The following is a 24753-nucleotide window of genomic DNA, read 5'->3' as shown; positions in this document are numbered from 1 at the left end:
GTCGTTGTCACTTACCTTATGTATGAGCACCTGAAATGAGCCAAGTCCACGTTCGCGTCGCGGAATATGAGAATCCGACCGCAAATGTGCGATGGGACGAGGATGGCCGCTCCGTAATCTGCAAAATTGACTACGCGACGCAATCGCTTCGTCACGCGTCAAATCCCGATCTCAGGCAGTTGATCGATGAGCAGTTTGATATTCGCGCGCCAGAGTACGTGATTAATGCCGGTATGTTGTCGATGCTCTTCGATTCCGGGAAGCGGATCAAGGCGTTCGATTTTTACACTAACCCGGAGCAATGGACGGTATGCTCGATTCCGTTTGTCGACGCGGCGCCGCGCTCGCTGCACGTCGACACGGTATTCGATGAAAACGGACAGGGCGAGAGCATGCCGGAGCCTGCCGCTCTCTATGAACCGCTTCGTGGCACGCTCTACCTCTCGTGGGACGACGTATCAACCTGGTATGCGGTTGCCCCGCCTTTGGCGCTTGGTGTGACGGACGACGACCGGTTGGCGCAAATCCGGCTGGATGGCCTGCATCTCCAGCAAGACATGGCAAAGCAAAATCCTGCGGGACTCTGGACAAGGTTACGACGGCGATTCGGCCATAGCCGCTAGTATTGCTCGTCGAGGGCATACCGCCCAGCATGGCCAACGTTCAAGCCGGTGGCATCACGTGCGCCCAGGATGCGGGCAACAACGCCACGAGGCTTGGCGGCGATCCGGCTCCGCGCCCGGTTTCGCCATCCGCACGTCACGCGCCGGTGTGCGCCGTCGAGCAACGCAGCCGCGCCGCCCCCGTGACCTGATCGATCCTCGCGCCGATCGAGCGCAACATGGTTTCAAGGTGCGCGACACGTTCGCGTTGCGCGGGCATCATCGATAAACGGTTCAGCGCGTGCAGCCGACTATACCAATACGACAACGGAAAACGGTCGCGCGCGGAGATCAGCCCGAAGACGACTTGAAGATGGGCAATTTCTTTGTCGATGTCCTGGTAACTCATCTGAAGGTTCCGGAAAAATGGGGGATTAGCCCGCGCGAACCTTAACCTGGTAGCAAGCTTCGTTCCAGGTTGAATGCATGCCGTCCGCATAAGGTTTGGCGGGCGGCCGCACCGTTGGAAATCAGGTTGCGTGCGCCACGCGACGGTAAAAACCCGCCAACATGTGCAAGCTTTACGCACGGCGCGGCGTGCGCCGCACGACCGTTCTTCCTTTCATCAGGACTACGGGAATTCGCGAGGCAGGCCCGCGTGGCCCAGGTCCATGACCGGCTGCGCGTAGCCGACCACCGGCGCGGGAAAAACGAAACGGCAAACTCATTTCATTCGATGTCGCGACAAAACCGCGACACAAGCCGTGACATAACTCGACATGATTCTTCAATTGCGATCCGGCGGCGCCTGACCAAGAATTCGGCCTGTCATCGAAACGGATCGCGGCACGAAGCAGGCGACGGCCGATGGCTCAACCGAAGGAGTCAGTCATGAAGAAGTTGCTCGCCGCCGTTTTGTTGTGCTGCGCGTCCACCGTCGCGTTCGCTCAGGCCGCGCCGCAAGGCATGAATCCGCAGCGGATGGCGCGCATGGAGCAGCAGTTGCAAACGCGCTTTTCAAACGCCAATACCACGCACGACGGCAAGCTCACCCGCGAGCAGGCCGCCTCCGGCATGCCGATGGTCGCGCGCCATTTCGACGAAATCCACACGCAAAAAGCCGGCTACATCACCCTGCCGCAGATCGAGGCATTCATGCAGGAGCGCGGGGCAGCGCACTGAACGGCGCGGATATCGGCGGGATCGTAGGGGCGCGGCCGCGCGCCGCGACGCATTCTCCCGAGCATTTTCCGCAACCCTCCACGGAGCGCCCGGCCATACGCGGACGTCTAAACGAGGAGCTTTCGCATGGAACGCCCCGCCAGGATCATCGTGCTCGACGACGAAGTCGAGTTGCGCAACATGCTGCTGCGTTTTCTGCGCGGCCACGGCTTCGACGTGCGCGCGGCCGAGGACGGCAAGCGTCTGAACCGCTATCTCGAGCGCGAGCCGTTCGATCTGTTGATACTCGATCTGATGATCGGCGAGGAGGACGGCCTCGAAATCTGCGCGAAGTTGCGCGCGCAGGGACAGACGCTGCCGATCCTGATGCTAACCGCGAAGGGCGATCCGCTCGACCGCGTGACCGGCCTCGAAACCGGCGCCGACGACTACCTCGCCAAACCGTTCCTGCCGCGCGAACTGGTTGCGCGCATCAACGCGCTGCTGCGCCGCCAGAAGATGGCCGCCGGCGACCCGACCGTGACCTCGCAATGCGTGCGCTTCGGCGACTTCACGCTCGACGTCGGCAAGCAGGAACTGTCGCGCGCGGGCGAGCCGCTGGAGATTCATTCGGCGCAGATGCTGCTGCTGGTCGCGCTCGCGTCGTCGCCGAATCGCGCGGTGAGCCGCGACAACCTGCTCGCGCGCGCACGTGGGCGCGACCATGACGCGCTCGATCGCAGCATCGACGTGCAGGTGCTGCGGCTGCGGCAGATCGTCGAGGCCGATCCGTCGAAGCCGCGTTTCATCAAGACGGTATGGGGCGTCGGCTACATGCTCGTCGCGGACGTCGAAGCATGACGCGCCCATTGTTGCGAAAGCTGCTGCCGAGAACGCTGCTCGCGCGCAACATCGCGCTGCTGATCGTGCTCGTGATGCTGAGCCAGATCTGCTCGATCCTCGTGCTGCTGCATTACGTGCAGCGCCCGCGCGTCGAGCGCGCGGCGGCCGTGTTCGCGACTTACGTGTCCACGCTCGACAGTCTGCTCGCGGCGACGCCGGCCGCGCCGCGCGCCGCGCTGACCGCGCGCCTCGATGCGCGCGAGCAATTGCCGCCCGAGGCCGGCGAAATGCCGCCGGCCGGTTTGCTGCGCGCGTATCGTACCTATCAGCGCGGCGTGTTTCTCGACAGCCTGCGCAAGCATTTGCCCGCCGACATGCCCGTCACGTGGCAGATGAAGGGCGCGCAGCGGCTGTGGATTCGCATGCATGCGCCGGCGGCGGGGAACGGCGCCGCGCCGGGCACGCCGTACTGGATCGCGCTGCCGATTCCGGAGGACGCGCAGGGCAACGGACTCGAAGCGGCGATTTTTCTGTCGCTCGGACTCGCCGTGCTGGCGGCGCTTGCCGGCTACGCGATCCAGTTGCATCTGAACGAGCCGCTGCGCGAGCTGACGGGCGCGGCGCGCCGCGTGAGTGCCGGCGAAACGCCCGCGCCGCTGCCGACCGACGGGCCCGTCGAAATCGCCGCGGTCGGCAGCGCTTTCAATCAGATGACGCAAGCGTTACAGGAAGCCGAAGCGACGCGCGCGCTGATGCTCGCCGGCATCTCGCACGACATTCGCACGCCGCTGACGAAGCTGCGCCTGTCGATGGCGATGGCCATGCCGCGGGACGACGACAGCAACTTCGTGATCGCCGCCGAATCGTATCTGGACCAGATCGAGACGATCCTGCAACAGTTCATGGATTACGCGGGCAGCGGCGAGCGCGAGGAAGCGCGGCCCGGCGATCTGAACGCGCTGATCGAACGGCTCGCCGGCGACTTCGCGGGGCTCGGGCACGAGTTCGAATTGTCGCTCGGGACGTTGCCGGCCATCCCGTACCGGCCGATCAGCATGATGCGGCTATTGATGAACCTGATGCAGAACGCGATCGTCTACGGCGGCACAGGGCTCGCGGTGCGCACGTGGGCCACGGCGGACGCGGTGACGGTCGCGGTCGGCGATCGCGGCAAGGGGTTGTCGGCGCAGGAGCTGGAGAAGCTGAAGGCGCCGTTTCAGCGCGGCCGCAATGCGCGCGCGCACAGCGGTGGCACGGGGCTCGGCTTGTCGATCGTCGAACGGATCGCGCGGCTGCACGGCGGCGGCCTTCAGTTTCATGCGCGCGACGGCGGCGGGCTCGAGGTGTGGGTCGTGCTGCCGGTCAGGGCGGCACGATAAGCGCGCGCGGCGGTGAGGACGTGAGGGCGTGAGGACGGTGACGGCGCCGGGGCGCTCACTCCCGGTCGACCCACGCATCGAGCCCGACGCGAAACGCGACACCCGCGATGACCGGCACCGTCAGCATCAGGATGATGCCGAAGTTCGGGATCTGGTCGCCGTACATGATCGGGTCGTACAGCACCACGCCCGCCACGATCGCGAACACGATCACGCCGATCAGGACCATCAGGAGATTGCGCACGGTCATGGACAGCGTCTTGCGCTTCGCCTTGTCCGGCGCGTTGCGCGTGCCGGGGGCTTCGTCGTGTTGGGCAGGCATGATGGTTCTCGTGACAAAAAAGCGGCTTCGGGAGCGGGGACGGTGGCCCGCACCGCGCTTGCTCTGCGCCGCCACACCGCTCCCGCTCGAATGACGGCGGGGCGCGCCCGGCATCATACCCGCACGCGCATCGTTCATGCAGATCGGGGCGCGGATCAGGCCGCGCCGACCACCAGCCCGACGGCGACGATCGCCAGCACGAGCGCCGCAATCGCGCCGAACCGGTAGTCCCGCCGCCGCAGGAACACCCCTAACATCAATATAAGCCGCATTATCGGCAGCAGGATAAAAAGCGCGACACCGGCGGTCATCACGGACATGCCGGCCGATGTCGCATGGGATGCGGCGGTTCCGGTCGGCGCGGCGGGCAGCGCGAGCGTCAGAGCGAGGCCGGTGGCGATCGTGATCGACGCGAGCCACGTGCCGTAGTGCAGCAGATTGGCGAGCCAATGTTCGAGCCGCGCGCTTCGTCTCCTGACGCCGCGCGTCAGGCCGCCGGCCGCGCGCGTCACGGCGACGCTCCGAACAGATGAACGCCGAACGCCTCCAGCAGCATCTGCACGGCCAGCAGCGCCAGCACCGCGACGAACAGCAGGCGCAGCCGCTCGTTCGATACGCGCATCAGCAGGCGCGCGCCGAGCGCCGCGCCGGCAACCGACCCCAGCGCGACCGGTCCGGCAATCGCGGTGACGATCTCGCCGCGCAGAAAATACGCGCCCGCGCTGGCCGCCGCCGTCACGCCGATCATGAAGTTGGACGTCGCCGACGACACCTTGATCGGCAGACGCAGCGCGGTGTCCATCGCGGGAATCTTCAGTACGCCGCTGCCGATGCCGAGCAGCGCCGAAATCAGGCCGGCGCAGTACATCAGCGACAGACCGAGCGGAATGCGCCGCACGCGATACGCGAGCTCGCGGCCGCTCGCGCGATCCGGATAGCTCGAATCGAGTTGCAGCGCGGCGCCCCATGAGCGGCGGTGCATGGCGTCGTCGCCGGCGGCGGTTTCGGCCGGGGCCGGATCGGCGCGCCGGGCGAGCATTTGCCGTGCCGACACGATCAGGATCACGCCGAAGATGAAATACAGCGCCGCCACCGGCACGAGTCCGCTCAACAGCACGCCGGACAACGCGCCGAGCGTGGTCGCCGTTTCCAGCACGACCGCGAGCCGTACGTTGGTCAGACGGCCGCGCAGAAACGGCGCGGCGCCGCCGCACGAACACGCGATCACCGACACGATGCTCGCGCCGATCGCGACGTGAATGCCGAGGTGGCCGAACGTCGTCAGGATCGGCACGATAAAGATGCCGCTCGCCATGCCGAGCATGCCGCCGAGCGCGCTCGCGCCGAACGACACCGTGAACAGCCACAGCGTGTAGTGCAGATCCATCGCCGCGCCGCTCATGAGCCGGCCGGCTTGCGCCGCGCGAGCCGGGTGACGAACTGGATCTGGTCGCCGCGGTAGTACAGCTTTTCGTAATCGACGGGACGGCCGCCGTCGCGATACGACGTGCGTTCGATCCGGAAAATCGGGCTGCCGCCCTTGATTTCCAGCGCCCGCGCGACGGCCTTGTCCGCGGCGACTGCTTCCAGCCGGTATTCGGCTTCGATCAGCGGCACCCCGTACTTTTCCTCGAGCAGCGTGAAGATCGGCTCGGCTTCGAGATCTTCTTCGATGATCTTTTCGCCGATGTCCGCGGGCAGCCAGGTTTCGTCGAAGGAGAGCGGGGTGTTGTCCGCGAGGCGCACGCGCTGGATATGCACGACCGATGCGCCCGCCTTGAGCGACAGCCTCGCGGCCACGTTTTCACTGGCGCTTTCGATTCGCTTGGCCAGCACGCGCGCGCTCGCCTCGCGGCCATGCGCGCGCATGTCTTCGACAAAGCCGCTCAGCTCGGTGAGCGGCTGCGCGAGGCGCGGTTGCGTGACGAACGTGCCCTTGCCGCGACGGATCTCGATCAGCCCGCGCGCGATCAGGTTCTGCACCGTTTTCTGCAACGTGGTGCGGCTGATGCCGAAGCTCGCGAGCAGGCTGGCTTCGTTGGGCAACTGGGAGCCGGGCGGATAGGTGCCGTCGGTAATGCGCGCGGCGAGGGCTTCCTCGACTTGCGCGTAAAGGGGGAGCGAGCTGGGGCGGCCGGGAGTCATGCGTGACATAGTGACGTCATGACGTCACTATGTCAATCGCCGGTTCAGTCGCCGATGCCGGCCGTCGTGGTGGCCGCGGAAGCGGAAGAGGCTCAGGTCGCGAATCCGGCCGACGTGCGGCGCGCGGTCGACGGCAACACCAGCACGCCGGCAATGCCGATCACCACGCTCGCCTGCACGTAGTAGACCGGTGCGAGATTGCTGCCCGTCACGTGCACGAGCCACGTGTTCACGAACGGCGCGAGGCCGCCGAAAATCAGTACCGCGAGGTTGTACGTGACGGCCGCGCCGGTCGAACGGACACTGACGGGGAAGACCTCGGTCAGCACGATCGGCGTCGGGCCCCAGAAGAAACTCATCAGGCACGACACGCCGATCTGCACCGCGAGCAGCGAGCCGAACGTCGGCACGTTGACGAGCTGCCTGAACAGCACGCACGACGCGATGCCGTAGGCGACGATCGCCGGCAGCAGCACGGTCTTGCGGCCATAGCGATCCGACAGATAGCCGGCGAGCGGGCAGAGCACGAGAATGATCGCGGTGCCGATAAAGGTACTCAGGTTCACGTCGGAGGCCGACATGCCGAGTTGCTTCTTCGCGAAGATCGGCAGGAAGAACACGAACACGTAAGCGGACACGGTGCCGACCACCGACATGCCGATGCTGCCGAGCACCGCGCGCGGATAGTCGCGGAACACCGTGCGCAGCGGCGTGTCGACGGGCTTGATCCTGCCGCGTTGCACCTCGCTCGCGTACGCAAGGAATTCCGGCGACTCGTCGACCGTCGAGCGGATCAGCCAGCCGACCGGGCCGATCAGGATGCCGAGCAGAAACGGCAGACGCCAGCCCCACGACTCGAGATCGCGCGGTGCGAGATTGACGGTCAACAGCCACGCGACCAGCGCGCCGAGCGAAAACGCCAGTGCCTGCGAGCACATCTGGAAGCTGCCATAGAAGCCGCGGCGATTCTCGGGCGCGAACTCGACCAGCATCGTCGTCGCGCCGCTGAATTCGCCGCCGACCGAAAAGCCCTGGATCAATCGGGCGAGCACCATCAGGATCGGCGCCGCGATGCCGATCGCCGCATACGTCGGCAGCAAGCCGATCATGCCGGTGCCGACCGACATCAGCACGATCGTCAGCGACAGCGCTTTCCTGCGGCCCACGCGGTCGCCGTACAGGCCGAGCAGCACGCCGCCGAGCGGACGCACCGCGAAGCCGACGCCGAACGTCGCGAGCGTGAGCAACATCGACGCGAAGTCGTTGCCGCCCGGGAAAAACAGCTTCGCGATCATCACGGCGAAGAGGCCGTAGATCGCGAAGTCGAACCATTCGAATGCATTGCCGAGTACCGAAGCAATGACTACTTTTCGCACCATCGCCGGCGAAGGCGCCGTTTTTCCGCTCATTGCCGTTCCCCTCTGATCGATTGCCTGAATGCGGATTAGCCGAGCCGTTGCCGGACGATTTCGATGAACACGGCCGCGCCGGCGGGCGCGGTGTCGTCGTCGAAGTCGAACTCCGGGTGGTGGCACGTGAGCCCGTCGTGACCAAGGAAGAAATACGAGCCGGGGCGCTGTTGCAGCATGAACGCGAAGTCTTCCGAGGCCATCAGCGGCGCGACGTCGACGATCACGTTGTCCACGCCAAGCACGCGCCCGGCGGCGCGGCGCACGGTCTCGGTTTCGGCGGGCGTGTTGAGCGTCGGCGGCGAGGTTTGCAGATGCTCGAAGCTCACTTCGCAGCCGTACATCGTGGCCGCGCCTTCGCAGATCGCGCGCAGACGCGCGAGCGTGGTTTCCTGCGCTGTGACCGACAGCGTGCGCACGGTGCCTTCGAGTACCGCGGTATCGGGAATCACGTTGATCGCGGTGCCCGACAGGAACTTGCAGACGCTGACCACGGTGGTGTCGAGCGGATTGATGTTGCGGCTCACGATGCTCTGGATCGATTGCACGATGGTCGTGCCGACGATCAGCGGGTCGATCGATTTGTGCGGCATCGCCGCGTGGCTGCCGACACCCTTGATGTTGATCCGGAACAGGTCGCACGCGGACAGGATCGCGCCGCTGCGCACGCCGATCTTGCCGGCGGGCAACTGGTTGTTGTTGTGCAGCGCGTAGATTTCGTCGCAGTGGAAGCGCTCGAACAGGCCGTCGTCGATCATCGCGGAGCCGCCGCGCAGCGTTTCCTCGGCCGGCTGGAAGATCAGGCGGACGGTGCCGCGAAAGTCGCGATGCGACGCGAGGTACTTCGCGACGCCGAGCAGGATCGAGGTATGGCCGTCATGGCCGCAGCCGTGAAATACGTTGTCGTGGGTCGAGCGGTGCGCGGGCGTGCCTTTTTCGCTCATCGGCAGCGCGTCCATGTCGGCGCGCAGCCCGAGCGACGGACCGTCGCCGCGCGTGCCGCGAAGCGTGCCGACCACGCCGGTGCCACCGATGCCGGTCTGCACGTCGATTCCCCAGTCGGCGAGCAGCTTCGCGACGAGACCGGCGGTGCGATGCTCGTGAAAACCCAGCTCGGGGTGTTGGTGGATATCCCTGCGCCATGCGCGCATCTGCTCGCCGAGCGCGTTCAATTCGATGTCCGTCTGCATACCGCCAACCCTCGCCTGTGATGGATCAATGTGCAGGGCACCCGTGCAATCGCAAGGCACCCGGCGCGGTTCGAAGAATAATTCATTAGTTGAAATTTTCAACTAATGCTTTTCCCTGGTAATCGGCCGCGGCGGGATGGCTGGGATATCATCGTCGTTGACCGGGCAGCGGGCCGGCGGGGGCTCGGGCGGATTGCGAGGCGGCCGCGCCGGCCAACGGGTCTCGAGTTAAGCAAAGTCTTCAGACAGGACGCCAGCACATGCGAGCAGGTACGCCATCGGCGGTAGAGAAGGGCAATGCGAAAGACCGCTCGAACGATCCGGCCAGGGATGCGGGGAACGAGACGCCGAACGGCAACGGTGCCGCCGCCGACCGCGAACGGGCCTATTTCCTGACCTTCAAGCTCGATCTGATCAAGAGCGAAATGATCAGCCGCGCGAACGCGGCGTACCGGCCCGCATTCGGGCTCGACGTGCGTTCGCTGCGCGTGCTGCGGATCATTTGCGACGCGGCCGGCATCACCGCGACCGCGCTGAAGGAGCAGACGCTGATCGAGAAGACGCTGTTGTCGAAGCTCGTCGCCGACCTGATCGAACGCAAGCTGGTGCGGCGCTCGATTCATCCCGACGATGCGCGGCACTTCCAGCTATGGGCGACCGCGGCCGGCAAGCGGGTGCGCGTGGCGAGCGACGAACTGGGTCAGTCGCTGGAAACGGAGATGCTGTCGATGCTGTCGGCCGACGAGCGCGGCCAGTTGAACCGTATCGTCGACAAGCTCGTCGACGTGTTCCGTAAAGCGGGGAGGGGTGGGGCGGAGCGGTAATGGCCGGCGCCGCTGGTTCGTTCCGGTCAAGGAGAATTGCTTGCGGTTATTCGAGGGTCGCGTCAGGGCCCGATGCAATCAGCTTGCAACCGCAATGTCCCGGTTGACTACATCCGGCAAAGCCTTACCGTCATCCCCGAATACGACGATCCCTACGACGCCGTCTCGCTGTGATCGAGCCATTGCGCGAGTTCGCGTCGCAACTGCGCGATATCGAGCGGCTTGCCCAGCAGCCGCGCGTCCGGAATCGTTTCCCCGATCTGCGCGCCGCGGCCGTAACCCGACACCAGCAGCACGTGTATCTCCGGCTGCACGCGCCGTACCTCGCGCGCGAGGGCGTCGCCGGCCATGCCGGGCAGCGTGAGGTCGGTGAGCAGCACGTCGTAGCGTTGCGCGGCCGCGAGCGGCAGCGCTTCCTCGGCGCTCGAGACCGCGGTGCAGTCGAGACCCAACGCGCCGAGCAGTTCGCCGAGCGCGTCGCGCGAGGCGGCGTCGTCTTCGACGAACAGCACGCGCGCGGCCCGGTTCGCCGCGCGCGGCTGGCCCGGTATCGGCGGTTCGCGTGTGCTGCCGGACGCGGCAGTATCGCTGTACGCGCCGGCCGGCACGCTCGCGGCGACGCGTTCATCGCGTATGTCCGCCGCCGCGTTCACGCGCAGCACGTCGCGCACCATGTTCGCGAGATCGTCGCGCCGGTAGGGTTTCGACAGCAGCGTGATGCCCGCGTCGAGCCTGCCGTGGTGGACGATTTCGTCGCGCGTATAGCCGGACGTGAACAATGTCGGCACCGGCGGCGTGCGCGCCGCCGCGCGTTGCGCGAGCTCGACGCTCTTCAGCTTGCCGGGCATCACGACGTCGGTGAACAGCAGATCGATCGGCACGTCGCTGTCGATGAATTCGAGCGCCGCGTCGCCATTCGATGCGATCAGCACCTTGTAGCCGAGCTGCGCGAGCATTTCGACGGCGGTCAGACGCACGTCGGCATCGTCCTCGACCACGAGGATCGTTTCGCCGCCGCCGCCGATCGATGCCGCGGTGCCGCCGTCGACGGACTCCGGCGTCTCCGGCTCGCAGCAGCGCGGAAAGAACAGCGACACGAGCGTGCCGCGTCCCACTTCGCTTTCTATCGCGACATGGCCGCCGCTTTGCCGCGCGAAGCCGAACACCATCGACAGGCCAAGTCCGGTGCCGTGGCCGTCGGGCTTGGTCGTGAAGAACGGTTCGAACACGCGCTGCAACACGTCCGGCGTCATTCCCGAACCGGTGTCGGCGACCGAGAACTCGACGTATTCGCCGGGCGACAGCTCTGGCTTGTCGCGGCAGAACTCATCGTCGAGCACGCGATTCGTCGCGCACACGGTGAGCACGCCGTCCGCGCGCATCGCATCGCGCCCGTTGATCGCGAGATTCAGCAGCGCGTTTTCGAGCTGGTTGCGGTCGATCTGCACGTTCCACAGATCGTCGCTGACGACCGTTTCGATGCGCACCGTTTCGCCGAGCGCGCGATGCAGCATTTCGCTCATGCCGCCGAGCAGGCGGCGCGGATTCAGCACGATCGGCGACAGCGGCTGGCGCCGCGCGAACGCGAGCAGATGCGCGGCCAGCTTCGCGCCGCGCTTGACCGCATGGGTCGCGGCCGACAGACGCCGCTGCGTGACCGGATCCTGGCCCGTATCGGCGGCGAGCATCTGCAGATTGCCGTTGATCACTTGCAGCACGTTGTTGAAGTCGTGCGCGACGCCGCCGGTGAGGCTGCCGATCGCTTCCATCTTCTGCGCCTGGCGTAGCTGCTCCTCGGCGAGCGCGCGCGCCGCGATCGAATCGGCGACGCGCTGCTCGAGTGTTTCGGTTAGCTGGACAAGCGACTGTTCGGCAATCTTGCGTTCGTGAATGTCGATCAGCACGCCCGGAAAACGCGTCGGCTCGCCGCGCTCGTCGAACTCGCAACGGCCGTTCGCCTGTACCCACAGATAGTCGCCGTCAGGCCGCCGGATCCGGTATTCGGCGCGAAACGGCTCGCCGGTGCGGATCGCCTCGGCGGTCAGGCGATCGTTTTGCGCCTGGTCGTCCGGGTGGATCATCTGCGTGGCGTCGTGACGCACGACGCCTTTGGTGGCTTCGTCGAGCGAAAACGAAAAGGTGCGCGCGAAACGTTCGTCGCCGGTGACCTTGCCGGTGTGCACGTCGAGCACCCAGGTGCCGAGCACCGCGCCCGTGTTCAGCGCGAGCTGCAAGCGCTCGTTGATTTCGTGCAGTTCGGTTTCGGCGCTCTGGCGGCGGCGCTCGGCCAGCACGCGTCCGCTGGTTTCGACGACCATCGCGAGCACGCCGGCCGGCGCGCCGCTGTCGCCCGCGACCGGGCTGTAGTAGAGGTCCATCCACACGTCTTCGGGCTTGCCGTCGCGCAGCAGCACGAGCTCCTTGTCGCGGTACGACAGCGTGCCGCCCGCGAGGCAGGTGTTCATCACGTGACGATTGAAGTCCGCGACCTCGGGCCAGCCGTTTTCGACCGGACAGCCGAGCAGATACGGATGGCGTCCGCCCGCGAACACCGCGTACGCATCGTTGTAGATCATGTAGCCGGGCTCGTCCCATAACAGCACGAGCGGGACCGGCGACGCGAGCATCAACTGGACCGTCGAGCTCAGGCTGCGCTGCCAGGTTTCGAGCGCGCCGAGGCTGGTGGAGCGCCAGTCGAATTCGCTGATGCGCCGCGCCATCTCGCCGCGCCAGCCGGCGCAGCCGTAGTCTTGTGCCGGAAAGGGCATGCTGCGCTCCACGTGAGATCACGTCGATGAGTGTGTCCTCGTTGCCGGCGCTTCCTGGGCTGCGTGCACGGCGGGCGGACGAAGCGCGGACAGCGAGGCGAGGCTAGCTTGCGGCGCGAAGCGGCGGCAGGCAGCCTCATGGGCTGCGATCATTGTAGGTCACAACACCGCGCCGTTGCGGCGCGCGCCGGCGCGCGCCGCTTTTACCCGAGGACGGCTTTGCGCGGGAGAAACATCACACGAAACGGCCCACGCTACCGCAAGCAACCATCAGTTCGACAACGACAGATATTGCGACGTCAGCGGCACCGGCGGGAACGGCTGCAAACCGGTCTGCTTGCTGAAGCTGTACCGCACGTACACGGCCGCAAGCCACTCGCGATATTCGTAAGCGTTGCCGAAAGAAGCGGTCGCGCCGAACGCGAGTTGCGGCGCGAGCTGATATTCGCCGACCCCGCTGATCGAATACGACACACCGGTCTTGCTCTGGCCGGGGTAGATCTGGTTGCTTTGAATGCCGGTGGCGTTGTTCGCGAACCCGACTGCGTCGCGTTGCCGGGACCCGTCGGTCGGGAAGTAATTCGATGGATCCTCGCGGTAATGCTGCACGCCGATCGAGCCCTTCACGTCGTACGTGAACTGGCCGTTGCGGCCCGACCATTCGACCGGCAGATTCAGGATCACGTACTGCTGCGGACTGAAGTAGCCGCCCTGGCCGTACGTGAAATACGACAGGTTGCGGTTGTAGCCCATCAGCGTCGTGTTCACGCCGACCGTCAGCGTCTGGTCGGCGTCCTTCAGCAGACGCGTATAGACGCCGCCGCCGCCCTTGATCGCGTTGTTGCTCGGCACGTTGTGGCCGTCGTAATACTGGAACGATGTGTTCGCGTAGAGGCCGCTCGTGCCGTCGTCCCACGAGAGGGCGGCGCGCGCGCCGTTCGACGTGACGCCGCCCCATTCGAGCCCCGCGCCGTCGTCGCGCGCGCCCGCGTACGACAGCAGGCTGTCGGTCACCGCGCGCCGCGCGACCGCGAGCGAGTAGGAAACCTTGTCGGTGATGCCGCCGTTGTATTCGGCGCCGCCGACGATGTTCGTCTCGCGGAAACCGAGCGGCGTCACGCCGATATCGCCGCTGATGCTGCGGCTCTCGTAACCGACCGACAGCCCCACGCCGCTCGCGGTCTGGCTGCCATACGTGTTGTTGCCGCCGATCGCCGCGGTGGACGACGACGCCGTCGACAGGCCCGAGCCGAAGCGCGCCAGCGTCGACGTGCTGTTCGACGCGGTGCCGGCGTCGAGCGTGACCGGCGTCGCGGTGACGACGACGTGGCCGTTGCCCGCCTTGATGCGCCCCTGGATCGGCGCTTCGATGTCGGTGACGGAGGACAGGCCGTCCTCGCCCACGCGGTTGCGGAACACGATGCCGCCCGTCACGGTGCTCGACTGCTCGCGATTGACCTGCGCGAGTTCTTCGGCGACGCCGAGCGTCTGCGCGTTCGCGACGTTGGTCTGCGCGTTGTTGCCGGTGCCGCCGGGCGAGGTTCCGGGCTGAGCACCGGGCGGGTAGTACGGCTGCGCGTAACCGGCCGGCGGCTGCGGAATGTACGGCTGCTGCGCGTAGTAGCCCTGGTTCGCGTAGGGCGGGTAGGGCTGAGGCTGGTACGGCTGCTGTTGCGGATACGGCTGGTATGGCTGATATGGATAAGGCTGCGCGTAACCCTGCTGCGGCGGCGGATACGGTGGCTGCTGCGCATAGACCGGCGCGCCGCGGTTCGTCTTCGACGCGCCGCGGTTCGTCTTCGACGCGCCGTGCTTCGCGGCCGTGGCCGCACGCTTCGTCGCGGCGCGCGGCGACCCGTACGGCAGCGGCTGCATCGAGCCGCCGTTGGCCTGTGCTTCGCGCGCGGCCGGCGACATCGGCCACGGCGTCGTCGTATAGCCGTCCTGCGCGCCATAAGGGGGCTGTTGCGGCGCCGCGTAGGGGGCTTGCTGCGGAGCCTGCTGCGCATAGCCCGCGTTATACGGCTGCTGGGGCGGCGCCGGCATCGGCTGGCCCTGGCCCGGATAGGGCTGCGGCGGCGCGCCCGACTGGCTCGAACCGTAGGCTTCCTGGCCGTAGCCGCCGGATCCGGCGTCGGAGCGCGGCGCGCCGTACGGCGCCGCCACGGGTGCGACGGGTGCGGCATTCGGCGCCGGTGGCATATAAGGCTGCGCGGCCGGCGCGTTATAGGGTGCCGTATAAGGCGCAACATACGGCGCGGGCGGGGGAGGCGGCGGATAGTTCGGCACGGTCTGCGTCGGCGAAGAGGACTGCATATTCGGGAGCGTCGGCGGGAACGTCGGCGGAAACGTCGGCGCCGGACGCGCGGCGGCGTCGGCATCGGTCGACGTGACGATCGCCGTTTTCCCTTCGAACGGATTGGTGCCCGGCAGCGGCGTCGCGCCGATCCGGCTCAGCGCCGTTTCCCAGCCGCGCGGCACGTTGCCGGCCGCGCCGCTGCGCGGCGCGTTCGGCGTGAGCGGCGTATTGGCCGCAACCAGCGAGCGTTGCAGATAGGTCGACGCGAGCGACAGCTTGCCCTCGGCCCGGTACATGCGGCCCACCGTCGCGAGCACGCCTGGATCGTCGGGCGCCAGTTTCAGCGCCTGCTGCGCGAGCGATTCGGCGTATTTGAACTCCTTCGCGCCGGACGCGGCGGAGATCGCCGCCTGCACCAGATTCAGGTCGTCCGGGCGGCGCTGCAACGCGACGCGATAGCTCGCGAGCGCGTCGCGGTCGTCGCTCGCGCTCGAGTACATGCGGCCGAGCGCCGCCTGCAGGTCGGGGTTGTCGGGCATCGCCGCGAGCCACGGCGCGATCACGTCGTACGCGCTCGCGAGATCGCCGCGCTGGCGCACGGAATCGGCCTGCCGGATGACGATGCCGAGATTCAGATTGTTGAAGTCGGTGCGCTGTTGCGGCGTCAGTTGCATCCCTTGCAACTGGCGCATCACGTTGCCGAGTTCCGCTTGCTGGTTGGTCGCGGACAGGATGCCCGCGTATTGCAGCAGCAGGTCGGTGTTGCCGGGCGCCGCGCTCATCGCGCCGCGCACGAGGCTGAGCGCGCGCGCCGGGTCGCCGGCCTGCTGGTACGCGCCGGCGATCACGCCGATCAGCTCCGGGCTGCCGCTGGCCGTCGGCTCGGCCGCGCGCAGCGTGGCGAACGCCTGCTGCGTCTGGCCGCTCTTCGCCATCCGCGTGGCGAGCTCGGCCTGCTGATGCACCCACAGCCGATGCTGCAACGTCGTCATTGCGTCGGTGCGCTGCGCGGCCGGAATGCGGTCGAGCTGCGCGAGACCGGTCGACCAGTCCTGTGTTTCCGCCGACAGCAGCGCGCTCGCGTACAACGCGTCGGTCATGTCGGGGTGCGTCGCGAGCAGGCCGTCCATCATGCTGCGCGCGTTCGCGACCGCGCCCTCGCGCACGTAGATGCGCGCGAGGTCGAGCCGCAGCCACGGGTCGTCGGGCTTGTTCAGCAGCGCGTCCTCGAACAGGCTGCGCGCGGCGCCGAGATCGCCGCGCGCTTCGGCCGCGCGCGCCTGCGCCGCTTGCGCGTCGCCGCGCAGACGGTCGATGCCGCCGACCTTCGCCTGCTGTTCGGCGTTCAACTGGTTCGCGAACCGCAGCGCTTCGTCGCCGCGGCCCTGCGCCGCGAGCGCGCCGACCAGACCGCGGATCGCGTCGGGGTTGTCGGCCTGGCGGCGCAGCGCCATCCGGTATGCCTGCTCGGCACCGGCCGGGTCGCGGTTCTGCAGCAGCATTTCGCCGAGCAGCACCTGCGCGGTGACGTCGGACGGATTCAGCGCGATCGCGCGCTCGAACAGCGATTTCGCTTTCGCGAACTCGCCGTTGCTGCGCGCGCCGATCGCGTCGCTCGTGTAGGTCCAGTAGGTCGCGCTGTCGAGCGCGGTTTTCCAGCGCGCCGGGTTGCCGCCGCGCGACGCGCGCTCCAGATAGTTGCGCGCCTCGGCGAAGCGCTCCTGCTTCAGCGCGGCGATGCCCATGCCGCCGAGCGCGTCGGTGTCGTTCGGGCTCGTCGCCAGCACCGACGAGAACTTCGCGCGCGCGGTCGTCACGTCGTTGCGGTCGAGCGCGGCGAAGCCGTCGGCGATCACGCGGCCGCGCGCGTCGGCGGCGGCGTTTTCCTGTGCGCGGGCGCGCGCCGCGCTGTCCTGCTGGACCATCGACTCGTAGCGCGCCTTGACGGCGGCGTCGTCGCCGGCGGTTTGCAGATAGGCCTCGTAAATCGCCGCGTCGGACGGCCGCGCGTCGAGCCACAGGAGCGCCTGGCGCCAGCTCTTTTTCGCGGCCGCGCCGACCGCGCTGTCGCCCGCGAGCTTCTGCAGACGTGCGATGCCGTCGCGCCGCGTGACGTCGCGATAGGTCAGATGCTGCGCGTACGCGAGCGCGTAACGCGGGTCGTCCGGGTTGTCGCGCGCGAGCTGCTCGAGCCCGCGGCGCGCCTCGTCCCAGCCCTGCGGCGTCGCCGACAGCGCCTGGTAGTACTCGAGCTGCAGTTCGGGCGTGGCCGGCTTGCCGGAGAGCGCGTGCTGATACTGCTGCACCGCGCTCGCGCTATGGCCGCTTTGCGCGAGCCGCCGCGCGTCGTTGATGGTCTGGTCGCGCACGCTGGTTTCGCCGAGGCGGCGGCCCAGTTCGTCGAGATCCGGATAGTTCGGCGCGGCCGCCTTCAGGCGCGCGAGATACTGCTGAGCGCCCACGCCGTCCTTGCGGTCGGCGAGCACCATGCCCATGCCGAAGAGCGCGTCGGGCTGCTTCGGATCGATGCTGAGCACCTTCTGCCACGCCTGCTCGGCGAGGTCGCCGCGCTGATGCGACTGCCAGTACTTGCCCTGATCGACCAGCACAGCCAGCGGGTCTTTCGACGCCTGCGCGAGCGCGTCCGGCGCGGCCGCGGCCACCCAGCAGAGCGCGCCGGCGGACAGCGCGATGCGCAACGACACGGCGACAGCGTTCAATCGCATGCATTCCTCCAGGCAGGCACGAGACGGCCGGCTTCATCGAAGCGGTAGCGGCCGTCGATAAACCCCGTGCCGAACAGACCCAGCACACGATCGTAGTAAACCGGCTCGCGGCCCGGCACGCCCGCGTCGAGCGCGGCGAGCCGGGCGCGCGCGAGGCCGAGGCCGTGCTCGTCGCCGAGCGCCTTGAAGTACGGCGCGAGCGCGCCCCAGTAGCTGAGCGGGCCTTCGCCGCTCGACGCGCCGGTGGTCGACGACACCTTTTCGGGCGGGAAGCCGTTTTGCGCGACCTTTGCGCGCATGCCGCCGAGCGCGGCGAGCCACGGCTTTGCGAGCGGATCGTCGCTCGCCGCGAGGCCGGCCCACAGATAGACGCGGATCGCATCATAGCTGCCGACGTCGCCGTTTTTCGGATCGACGACGAACCGGCCGTTCTGCCACGCCGCCCAGTCGGGCGCGAAGCCCTGCGGCGACACGATGCGCACGAACTGGTGCGCGTTGCCGGCGATCTGGCTCCACGGACCGTCCGGCACGTCGTGCGCGAGCCCGCGCAGCACCGGCAGCGGCAGATAGCTCGGATTCAGGCGCGTGAGGTTGCCGTCGCGAAAGCCCTGCGGCCCCGGCAGCAGCATCGGCCCGAGCCCCGGCAGATTCGCGACTTCGTCGTGCGCGATGCGCACGGCGAGCGCTTCGCCGAGCTGCGTATAGTCCGGATCGCGCCACAGACGGCCGGCCTGCAACAGGTCATAGGCGATCCACAGGTCGGAGTCCGACGCCGAATTCGGATCGAGCACGCCGTACGAGCCGTCCGGTTTCCTGCCCCATTGCCAGGCCGGCAGCCGCGCGTTGCGCGGATCGAACTGATTGCCCGCGAGGTTCGCGCGGGTCCATCCGAGCAGCTTGTCGAAGGTCGCGCGGTCGTTCGCGACGAGCGCGAAGAAGAGCGCGTACGACTGGCCTTCCGAAGTGGTCTGCTGGGCCGGTGTCGAGTAGTCGATCACGCGGCCGTCGGGCTGCATGAAGCGCTCGATGAAGCTGCGATAAGCGCTCCAGTCGCCGCACGCGCCAGGCGCGGTGCTCGCCTGAGCGGCTGGCGCGCCGGCGGCGAAACCCGCCGACGCGGCGACGCCGAGCGCCAGCGCAATAGAGGTATTCCGGCCGATCCGAAACCGCATACGAGCCATATCAGTCCTATCAGTCCTTCAGGCGACGCGCGGCGATTGCACGCAGCATCCGGTAAAACAGGCCCGCGATGATCAGCGCGGCGAGCACGCCGCCGAGCAGCAACAGCAGCGGATGCGACGACAGTGCCCAGCGCAGGTACTCCTGCGGCGACAGATGGCCGACGTAGTACGCGCTGCCGTTCGACGTGATCGTCACGTCGCGGCCGTGAATTACCGCCATCGCGCCTTGAATCTTCGGCAGCACGTCGGCGTCGAGCAGCGCGGCGGACAGATCGGCGTCCGACTGGCCGGCCGCGCTCACCAGCGCGACCGCGCTGCGGCCTCCGTGCAGCGGCGACTCGAAGCCGGTCAGCAGCGCCGCGCCGTTCGAGCTGACCATCGTCAGATCGGCGCGCGCCGGCGCGCGCTCGACGCCGCGCTCGCCGTGCCACCAGTCCTGCAGCTTGAACACGATGTCGGAGAGCTGGAACGTGTGCGCGGAGCCGTTGCTGGAGAACGGCATCGACTTCGCCCAGCGCTGCAACAGCGGCTGCTTGCCGGGCTCGCCGAAGATCAGCAGATCCTTGTCCGCGTATTTGTCGACGTCCGCGGCATTCACGACGGTTACGCCCGTGACCGGGTAGCCGGTCGATTCGCCCATGCGGCCCATCGTCAGCAGGTACACGCTGTAGTCGCTCGAATCGGCGTCGTTCGGCAGCACCACCGCTGTCTCGGAGAGGTCCGCCATGCGCGTGAACGGGAAGCCGCTGTTCGCGAACGCGGCCAGATCGGGCAGCGCCATGTAATGCGGGAACGACGACAGATCGATCGTCGAGTTCGGATCGATCGCGCCGACCACGTTCTGCAACAGGCGGCCCGTGCATTCGCCGGTGTTCGGGATGTCGTAATAGAAGTGCAGCCGCAACTGCGTGCGCGGCGTCAGCAGCAGCGGCGGAATGCGCACGTTGCGGCGCGCGTCGGCGGTGCCGTCGGGCATCACGAGGCCGAAGTAGCGGCTCAATTCGAATATCGACGTGCTGCGCGACGGAATCGGCAGCGCCTGCACGAAGCCGTTGTTCACGCTGACGTTCAGCGACGAGCGGTCGCGCGCGGGGCGCACCGTGTAGCGGTAGCGCAGATCGATCGGCGCGCCGTGGGTGTGGAACATGAAGAGATCGGGCGGCACGCGCATGTTGATGCGCACCGCGTCGGCGTCGTAGCCGGACACGGTCAGATCCTTCGGATCGGCGAGCTCGCCGAAGCTCACCGCGCGGTTGGTCGGCAGCCAGTTCGGCGCGTCGTACGGCACGCGCGGCGTGATCTCGTTGAGCGCGGTGATCGTCGCGCTCGTGCCGGAGAGCGTGCTGTGGCCGATGCCGAGCGATGTCGCGGCGGTCTTCAGCTCGGCCTCGGTGCGTCCGAGCACGAGCAGCAGCTTGCCGCGCGCGGGCGCCTCGCGGTCGACCACCGCGATGGTCGGCCCGCTGATCTCCGGAATCGTCACGCCGGCCGGGTGCTCGTCGCTGGTCGCGAAGATTACCGCGTTGCCCGACAGCGGCGGGTGGTCGAGCTGCGCCGGAAACAGCGCGCCGCGATAGCCGGCCAGCGAGCCGAACCATGACGCGACGATACCGGCCGCTTCCAGCGTGCCGTTGCCCGGTTTTTGCGGCAACACGAACGGCAGCTCGAGGCGGCGCACGTCGCGGCGGTCGAAGAACGGCTGCGGCAGTGCGGCCAGATCCGGCTTGGCGCCGAGCGACGCAAAGGTCAGGTCGAGCGAGCTCGCGTTGCTGATCGTGGCCCACAGCGACGAGTTCGACGGGTCTTCGCAGCGCACCGTGTAATGGCCGATCAACTGCACGTTCAGGTGGTTGAAGTCGGTGATGAAGCGCGGATCGATCGAGATGTCGCGCGCGACCAGCATGCCGGCCTGCTCGTGCGGCAGCGGCAGCGTCGCGGCGACTTCGCCGTTCACCAGTACCTTCAGTTGCGACAGGTTCGCGAGCAGCGCGGGCGAGTAGCTGTAGATCAGATGCAGCGTCGCGCCCGTCACCACCTCGTCGGCGCGCACCGAGAACGCAATGCCGTTCTGGCCGTCGACGCCGCGCAACTGCAGCGGATCGAGCGCGCCGAAGTCGGCGAAGGTGAGCGTCTGGCGGCGTCCGCCCGGCACCAGCGTGCCCGGCTCGGCGGTGGTCGGCGTGCGCAGGCCGAGCGCTTTCACCGACGCCGCCGCGAGCGCGGGCGACGGCGTCGCGAGCGGCCCCTGGGCGATCGCGTTCGGATCGAACGGCGCCGCCGGGCCGGGCGCGGGCACGTTGCCGACGCCGGTCGCGACCTGCGGGGTCTGCGCCGGCGCCGCCGCGTCAGCGACTTTAGCCGGTCCCGACGCGGATTGGGCGGCTGCCGGGGCCGCCGCGACCCGCGGCGCGAACGACGCGAGCGGCGCCGCGAGCGCGGTCTGCAGCGCGAGCCAGCACGCGAGGCCGCGCACGACCCGCCGGGAGCCGTGGCGGGCGAGGAACTGCGAGGGTGATCCGGTCCTGCTGCGTCCGTGAACCGGACGTTCGATATTGGCCTGCACCATCCTGTAGCCCATAAATCAGTCTTTGGTTTTTAACTTCCTGACGTCCGCCGGACGGCCTTTGATCGAACTGCGCAAGTCGTCGTAAAGATGCTCGAACAGACCCGCGATGCCGCGCGCGCCGACACCCAGCACGTGCGACAGGCCGCGCAGCGGGGTGTCCTGCTTGCGCCCCTCGGCCCAGCCGGTCCACGCGTCCGCGCGCGCGAACGTGGTCTTGACGAACTCGTACTCCTGCTCGCGCGACATCGACGAGAAGCGCAGACCCACCCGTCCCGGCGCGGTAAAGCTGACGGTGGCGGGGAACGCGTACTCCTCGTCGCCGCGAAACAGCGACACGCTCACGCGCTCGTGCATCGGCACTTCGATGCTGGCGGGCAGCGCGACGCCGACACCGCCTTCCGAGTAGTCGATCGTCTCGCAGGCGAGCGTGCGGCCGGTCGAGAACTTGAGCATCACCGGCATCTTCATCGCGACGCGGTGCACCGCGCGGATCTGCCGGCGCTCGCTCGCGGCGGCCACGCTCGCGCCGAGGATCAGCATGTTGTAGCCGGTCCACGCGAGGTTCAGCAGCGTGGTCTCGACGACGCTGCGCACGTGCCAGTTCAGATAGATATGCACGAGCCCCGCGAGAAAACCGAGCAGGTTCAGCAGCAGCAGGAACAGATACGGCCGCGAGATCGCCCAGTCGAAATAGCTCTTCTCGATCTGGCCGCCCTTGGCCGTCACGTTGAACTTGCCGAGTTTCGGGTTGATCAGCGCGAGCAGCGTCGGCGCGGTGATGTACGACGCGAGTACCGATTCGTACACCTCGGCCCAGAACGAATGGCGAAACAGGCGCTGCATGCGCGAGTTCGTAATGCTCGCGTGCATCATGTGCGGCAGCGCGTAAATCGCGATCGTGCCGGCGGCCGCCTCGATCACGTGCGCGCCGAAAAACAGGTACGACAGCGGCGCGGTCAGGAACACGAGCCGCGGCACGCCGTAGAAGAAGTGCATCATCGCGTTGAGATAACAGAGCCGCTGGCCGAGCTTCAGCCCCTTGCCGGTGAGCGGATTGTCGATCCGGAAGATCTGCGTCATGCCGCGCGCCCAGCGGATGCGCTGGCCGATGTGGCCGGACAGGCTTTCGGTCGCGAGCCCGGCGGCCTGCGGAATCGCCAGATACGCGGTGGTGTAGCCGAGGCGGTGCAGCTTCAGCGCGGTGTGCGCGTCTTCCGTGACGGTTTCGACCGCGATGCCGCCGATTTCCTCGACCATGCTCCGGCGCAGCAGCGCGCACGAGCCGCAGAAGAACGTTGCGTTCCACAGATCGTTGCCATCCTGCACGAGCCCGTAAAAGAGTTCGCCTTCGTTCGGCACCTTGCGGAAGGTGCCGAGATTGCGTTCGAACGGGTCGGCGTTGAAGAAGTGGTGCGGCGTTTGCAGCATCGACAGCAGCTTGTCGCGCAGGAACCAGCCGAGGCCGATCTGCAGGAACGAGCGGGTCGGGATGTGATCGCAGTCGAAGATCGCGATGTACTCGCCGCTCGTGATCTTCAGCGCCTCGTTGATGTTGCCGGCCTTTGCGTGACGGTTGTGCGTGCGGATCGTCCAGTTCACGCCGACTTCCTCGCAGAACGCCTTGAACTCGGGGCGGCGCCCGTCGTCGAGCACGTGGATCGACAGCTTTTCGGCCGGATAGTCGAGCGCGAGCGCCGCGTAGATGGTCGGCTTCACGACGCCGAGCGGCTCGTTGTAGGTCGGGATGAACACGTCGACGCTCGGCCATGCGTCGCGGTTCGCGGGCAGCGGCAGCGGCTTGCGCTTGAGCGGCCACGCGGTCTGGAAGTAGCCGAGCATCAGCACGAGCGTCGAATAGACCTCTGCCGACACCAGCAGCAGACCCCAGAAGGCGTCGAGCGGATGCTCCCAGGAGGTGGTCTCGGTGAGCCGCCAGTACATATAGCGGCCCGACGCGACCACCGACAGCATGATCATCACCATCGTCGCGTAACGGCCCCGCATGCGGCGAAACATGAGCGCGAGCGCGAAGCAGCAGGTCGCGAACGTCAGTTGCTGGAAGAAGGCGAGCGGCACCGTGAACACGAAGTACAGCATGTACAGCGCGAGCAGCGTGAGGAGTCCGGTGACGATGCGGCTGTTCCAGAAACGCGCGTCGATGAAGCGCGAGAAGCGCGAGGGCTCGCCGCCCTCCGGATCCCGCGGCGCGGCCTGGGTGCTCATGCGACGCTCCTCGGCGCGGCGATCGCGTCGAGCGCCGCCATCAGCCATGCGCCGCACGCGCGGAAGTCGGCGGCGGCCTGGCTCAGCGGGTCGTAGTGAATCAGCGTGGTGTCGCACGCGAGCGCTTCGCTCACCCCTTCATCCAGATGGATGACGCCCGGAAAGATCCGCGCGCCGAGCATCTGGCGCAGCACTTTCAGCACGTCCTTGGTGAGCTGGCGCGACTGGTCGATCTGGTTGATCACGTAGCCGACGCCGCCGAATTCGGGGCGCGGCGCCGCGTAGGTTTCTATCAGCCGCTCCATCTGCGGGATCGCCGCGTACGACGCGGCGTCGGCGAGCACGATGTTCAGCGCGAAGGTCGCGGCGGTCAGCGCGGTGCGCACGTAGGTCGACGAACCGGGCGGGGTGTCGACGATCACAATGTCGTTGGCGTCGAGGCGCAGGTTCTGCAGCGACTGCGTGAGCCACTGCGGATGCTGGTCGATATGCGTCTCGAAGCGGCGGCGGTCGTCCTCGAGCACGGCGCCGTACGGCACCACGGTCACGCCGTCGATGCCGTCGAACATCACCGACTGCCACGGGTTGCCGGACAGCGTCGCGCGCGACAGGCCGTCGATGCTGTCGAGCGGCACGCCGAAGTGCAGACGCAGCGCGTTCTGCGGATCGAGGTCGAGCGCGATCACGCGCCGGCCGCTGCTGGCGAGCACGGACGCAAGATTGGCGGCGAGGGTGGTTTTACCGACCCCGCCTTTGGCGGACACCACGGCAATGACTTTCATGAGCGGCGCGGACCGTTGGTGAGCCACGAGTGGAAGGCGCGAGGCGTGGCGGAGCCGGAAGCGCCGGCCGGCGCGGCGGCACCCCGGGCGGGCGTGCCGCGCAGACGGTCGAACACCGATTGCAGCGGCGTGGATTCCTGGGCAGACGCGGCCGGCGCGGACGATGTCGGGGCGAACAGCCTGCCGAGGATCGACGGAGATTGCGGCGGCTGGGCGGGCTGCGTCGAGGCCGTGGATGCGAATACGATAGGGGCCGTGGGCGCGCTGCCCGGGCCGACGCGGATGGGAGCGGCGGCGCGCGCCCAGGCCGGCGCGGCGGGTGGAATCGGCGCG

General features: G+C 67.5%; 18 protein-coding genes and 1 pseudogene. 5 read left to right on the top strand and 14 right to left on the bottom strand.

Annotated elements, in window-relative coordinates; all coding sequences use genetic code 11:
- Window positions 1-35: 35 nt before the first annotated feature.
- Complete coding sequence (locus tag QM685_RS27135; protein ID WP_415121248.1) at window positions 36-623, top strand: hypothetical protein; 588 nt, start codon at window positions 36-38, stop codon at window positions 621-623.
- Window positions 624-759: 136 nt separating this feature from the next.
- Here QM685_RS27135 and QM685_RS27130 read toward each other — a convergent pair whose 3' ends face one another.
- Entirely contained in the window at window positions 760-1011 is a 252-nt protein-coding gene (locus QM685_RS27130) for a hypothetical protein (RefSeq protein WP_415121246.1), read from the bottom strand.
- A 482-nt stretch (window positions 1012-1493) separates the two neighbouring features.
- Between QM685_RS27130 and QM685_RS27125 the strand changes: the two genes are divergently transcribed.
- The 3 genes from QM685_RS27125 to QM685_RS27115 all read left to right on the top strand — a co-directional run bounded on the left by QM685_RS27125 (window position 1494) and on the right by QM685_RS27115 (window position 3985).
- The gene (locus QM685_RS27125) at window positions 1494-1784 is read left to right on the top strand and encodes an EF-hand domain-containing protein (RefSeq protein ID WP_415121244.1); all 291 of its coding nucleotides are present in this window, start codon (window positions 1494-1496) and stop codon (window positions 1782-1784) included.
- Between the two features lie 126 nt (window positions 1785-1910).
- Window positions 1911-2624 (top strand): response regulator, encoded by a 714-nt coding sequence (locus QM685_RS27120; protein WP_415121242.1) that lies wholly within the window; start codon window positions 1911-1913, stop codon window positions 2622-2624.
- Window positions 2621-3985, top strand: a complete 1365-nt coding sequence (locus QM685_RS27115; protein WP_415121240.1) for an ATP-binding protein — start codon at window positions 2621-2623, stop codon at window positions 3983-3985. Before QM685_RS27120 ends, QM685_RS27115 begins: the two co-directional genes overlap by 4 nt.
- A gap of 55 nt (window positions 3986-4040) precedes the next feature.
- Here the strand turns inward: QM685_RS27115 and QM685_RS27110 are convergent, their stop codons facing one another.
- From QM685_RS27110 to QM685_RS27085, 6 genes are all read right to left on the bottom strand, one after another.
- Entirely contained in the window at window positions 4041-4307 is a 267-nt protein-coding gene (locus QM685_RS27110; RefSeq protein WP_415121238.1) for a hypothetical protein, read from the bottom strand.
- A 155-nt stretch (window positions 4308-4462) separates the two neighbouring features.
- A complete protein-coding gene (locus QM685_RS27105; RefSeq protein WP_415121236.1) occupies window positions 4463-4819 on the bottom strand; it encodes a DUF1634 domain-containing protein in 357 nt (118 codons plus the stop codon).
- Entirely contained in the window at window positions 4816-5694 is an 879-nt protein-coding gene (locus QM685_RS27100; RefSeq protein WP_415121234.1) for a sulfite exporter TauE/SafE family protein, read from the bottom strand. The genes QM685_RS27105 and QM685_RS27100 overlap by 4 nt, the downstream gene beginning before the upstream one ends.
- 11 nt (window positions 5695-5705) lie before the next feature.
- Complete coding sequence (locus tag QM685_RS27095) at window positions 5706-6461, bottom strand: GntR family transcriptional regulator (protein WP_415121232.1); 756 nt, start codon at window positions 6459-6461, stop codon at window positions 5706-5708.
- A gap of 83 nt (window positions 6462-6544) precedes the next feature.
- Window positions 6545-7861: an MFS transporter gene (locus tag QM685_RS27090; RefSeq protein WP_415121230.1), complete on the bottom strand. Its 1317-nt coding sequence runs from the start codon at window positions 7859-7861 to the stop codon at window positions 6545-6547.
- Window positions 7862-7896: 35 nt separating this feature from the next.
- Complete coding sequence (locus QM685_RS27085; RefSeq protein WP_415121228.1) at window positions 7897-9051, bottom strand: M20 aminoacylase family protein; 1155 nt, start codon at window positions 9049-9051, stop codon at window positions 7897-7899.
- A gap of 260 nt (window positions 9052-9311) precedes the next feature.
- Here QM685_RS27085 and QM685_RS27080 point away from each other — a divergent pair, with 260 nt between their 5' ends.
- On the top strand, window positions 9312-9875 hold the full coding sequence (locus QM685_RS27080) for a MarR family winged helix-turn-helix transcriptional regulator (RefSeq protein WP_415121226.1): 564 nt from the start codon (window positions 9312-9314) through the stop codon (window positions 9873-9875).
- A gap of 152 nt (window positions 9876-10027) precedes the next feature.
- Here QM685_RS27080 and QM685_RS27075 read toward each other — a convergent pair whose 3' ends face one another.
- The 7 genes and pseudogenes from QM685_RS27075 to QM685_RS27045 form a co-directional block, all read right to left on the bottom strand.
- Window positions 10028-12643 (bottom strand): response regulator, encoded by a 2616-nt coding sequence (locus QM685_RS27075; RefSeq protein ID WP_415121224.1) that lies wholly within the window; start codon window positions 12641-12643, stop codon window positions 10028-10030.
- A 270-nt stretch (window positions 12644-12913) separates the two neighbouring features.
- Window positions 12914-17668, bottom strand: a complete 4755-nt coding sequence (locus QM685_RS27070) for a cellulose synthase subunit BcsC-related outer membrane protein (RefSeq protein WP_415121222.1) — start codon at window positions 17666-17668, stop codon at window positions 12914-12916.
- Window positions 17659-18840, bottom strand: a complete 1182-nt coding sequence (gene bcsZ / locus QM685_RS27065) for a cellulose synthase complex periplasmic endoglucanase BcsZ (protein WP_415121220.1) — start codon at window positions 18838-18840, stop codon at window positions 17659-17661. Before bcsZ ends, QM685_RS27070 begins: the two co-directional genes overlap by 10 nt.
- A gap of 19 nt (window positions 18841-18859) precedes the next feature.
- A complete protein-coding gene (gene bcsB, locus QM685_RS27060) occupies window positions 18860-21427 on the bottom strand; it encodes a cellulose biosynthesis cyclic di-GMP-binding regulatory protein BcsB (RefSeq protein WP_415121218.1) in 2568 nt (855 codons plus the stop codon).
- Between the two features lie 3 nt (window positions 21428-21430).
- On the bottom strand, window positions 21431-23638 hold the full coding sequence (gene bcsA / locus QM685_RS27055; protein WP_415121216.1) for a UDP-forming cellulose synthase catalytic subunit: 2208 nt from the start codon (window positions 23636-23638) through the stop codon (window positions 21431-21433).
- A complete protein-coding gene (gene bcsQ / locus QM685_RS27050) occupies window positions 23635-24420 on the bottom strand; it encodes a cellulose biosynthesis protein BcsQ (RefSeq protein WP_415121214.1) in 786 nt (261 codons plus the stop codon). Before bcsQ ends, bcsA begins: the two co-directional genes overlap by 4 nt.
- Window positions 24417-24753 (bottom strand): annotated as a pseudogene (locus tag QM685_RS27045) (hypothetical protein); the annotation flags it as partial. The gene bcsQ and the pseudogene QM685_RS27045, both read right to left, overlap by 4 nt.

The sequence above is a fragment of the Paraburkholderia sp. genome (assembly GCF_047605525.1).
In the GTDB taxonomy this organism is placed as follows: domain Bacteria; phylum Pseudomonadota; class Gammaproteobacteria; order Burkholderiales; family Burkholderiaceae; genus Paraburkholderia.
The sequence above is the reverse complement of the archived record's forward strand: the minus strand, read 5'-3'. Positions and strand labels throughout refer to the sequence as shown.

Coding starts and splice junctions, on each gene's coding strand:
- QM685_RS27135 (WP_415121248.1), top strand. CDS start 36: ATGAGCCAAGTCCACGTTCGCGTCGCGGAATATGAGAATCCGACCGCA.
- QM685_RS27130 (WP_415121246.1), bottom strand. CDS start 1,011: ATGAGTTACCAGGACATCGACAAAGAAATTGCCCATCTTCAAGTCGTC.
- QM685_RS27125 (WP_415121244.1), top strand. CDS start 1,494: ATGAAGAAGTTGCTCGCCGCCGTTTTGTTGTGCTGCGCGTCCACCGTC.
- QM685_RS27120 (WP_415121242.1), top strand. CDS start 1,911: ATGGAACGCCCCGCCAGGATCATCGTGCTCGACGACGAAGTCGAGTTG.
- QM685_RS27115 (WP_415121240.1), top strand. CDS start 2,621: ATGACGCGCCCATTGTTGCGAAAGCTGCTGCCGAGAACGCTGCTCGCG.
- QM685_RS27110 (WP_415121238.1), bottom strand. CDS start 4,307: ATGCCTGCCCAACACGACGAAGCCCCCGGCACGCGCAACGCGCCGGAC.
- QM685_RS27100 (WP_415121234.1), bottom strand. CDS start 5,694: ATGGATCTGCACTACACGCTGTGGCTGTTCACGGTGTCGTTCGGCGCG.
- QM685_RS27095 (WP_415121232.1), bottom strand. CDS start 6,461: ATGTCACGCATGACTCCCGGCCGCCCCAGCTCGCTCCCCCTTTACGCG.
- QM685_RS27090 (WP_415121230.1), bottom strand. CDS start 7,861: ATGAGCGGAAAAACGGCGCCTTCGCCGGCGATGGTGCGAAAAGTAGTC.
- QM685_RS27085 (WP_415121228.1), bottom strand. CDS start 9,051: ATGCAGACGGACATCGAATTGAACGCGCTCGGCGAGCAGATGCGCGCA.
- QM685_RS27080 (WP_415121226.1), top strand. CDS start 9,312: ATGCGAGCAGGTACGCCATCGGCGGTAGAGAAGGGCAATGCGAAAGAC.
- QM685_RS27075 (WP_415121224.1), bottom strand. CDS start 12,643: ATGCCCTTTCCGGCACAAGACTACGGCTGCGCCGGCTGGCGCGGCGAG.
- QM685_RS27070 (WP_415121222.1), bottom strand. CDS start 17,668: ATGCGATTGAACGCTGTCGCCGTGTCGTTGCGCATCGCGCTGTCCGCC.
- bcsZ (WP_415121220.1), bottom strand. CDS start 18,840: ATGCGGTTTCGGATCGGCCGGAATACCTCTATTGCGCTGGCGCTCGGC.
- bcsB (WP_415121218.1), bottom strand. CDS start 21,427: ATGGGCTACAGGATGGTGCAGGCCAATATCGAACGTCCGGTTCACGGA.
- bcsA (WP_415121216.1), bottom strand. CDS start 23,638: ATGAGCACCCAGGCCGCGCCGCGGGATCCGGAGGGCGGCGAGCCCTCG.
- bcsQ (WP_415121214.1), bottom strand. CDS start 24,420: ATGAAAGTCATTGCCGTGGTGTCCGCCAAAGGCGGGGTCGGTAAAACC.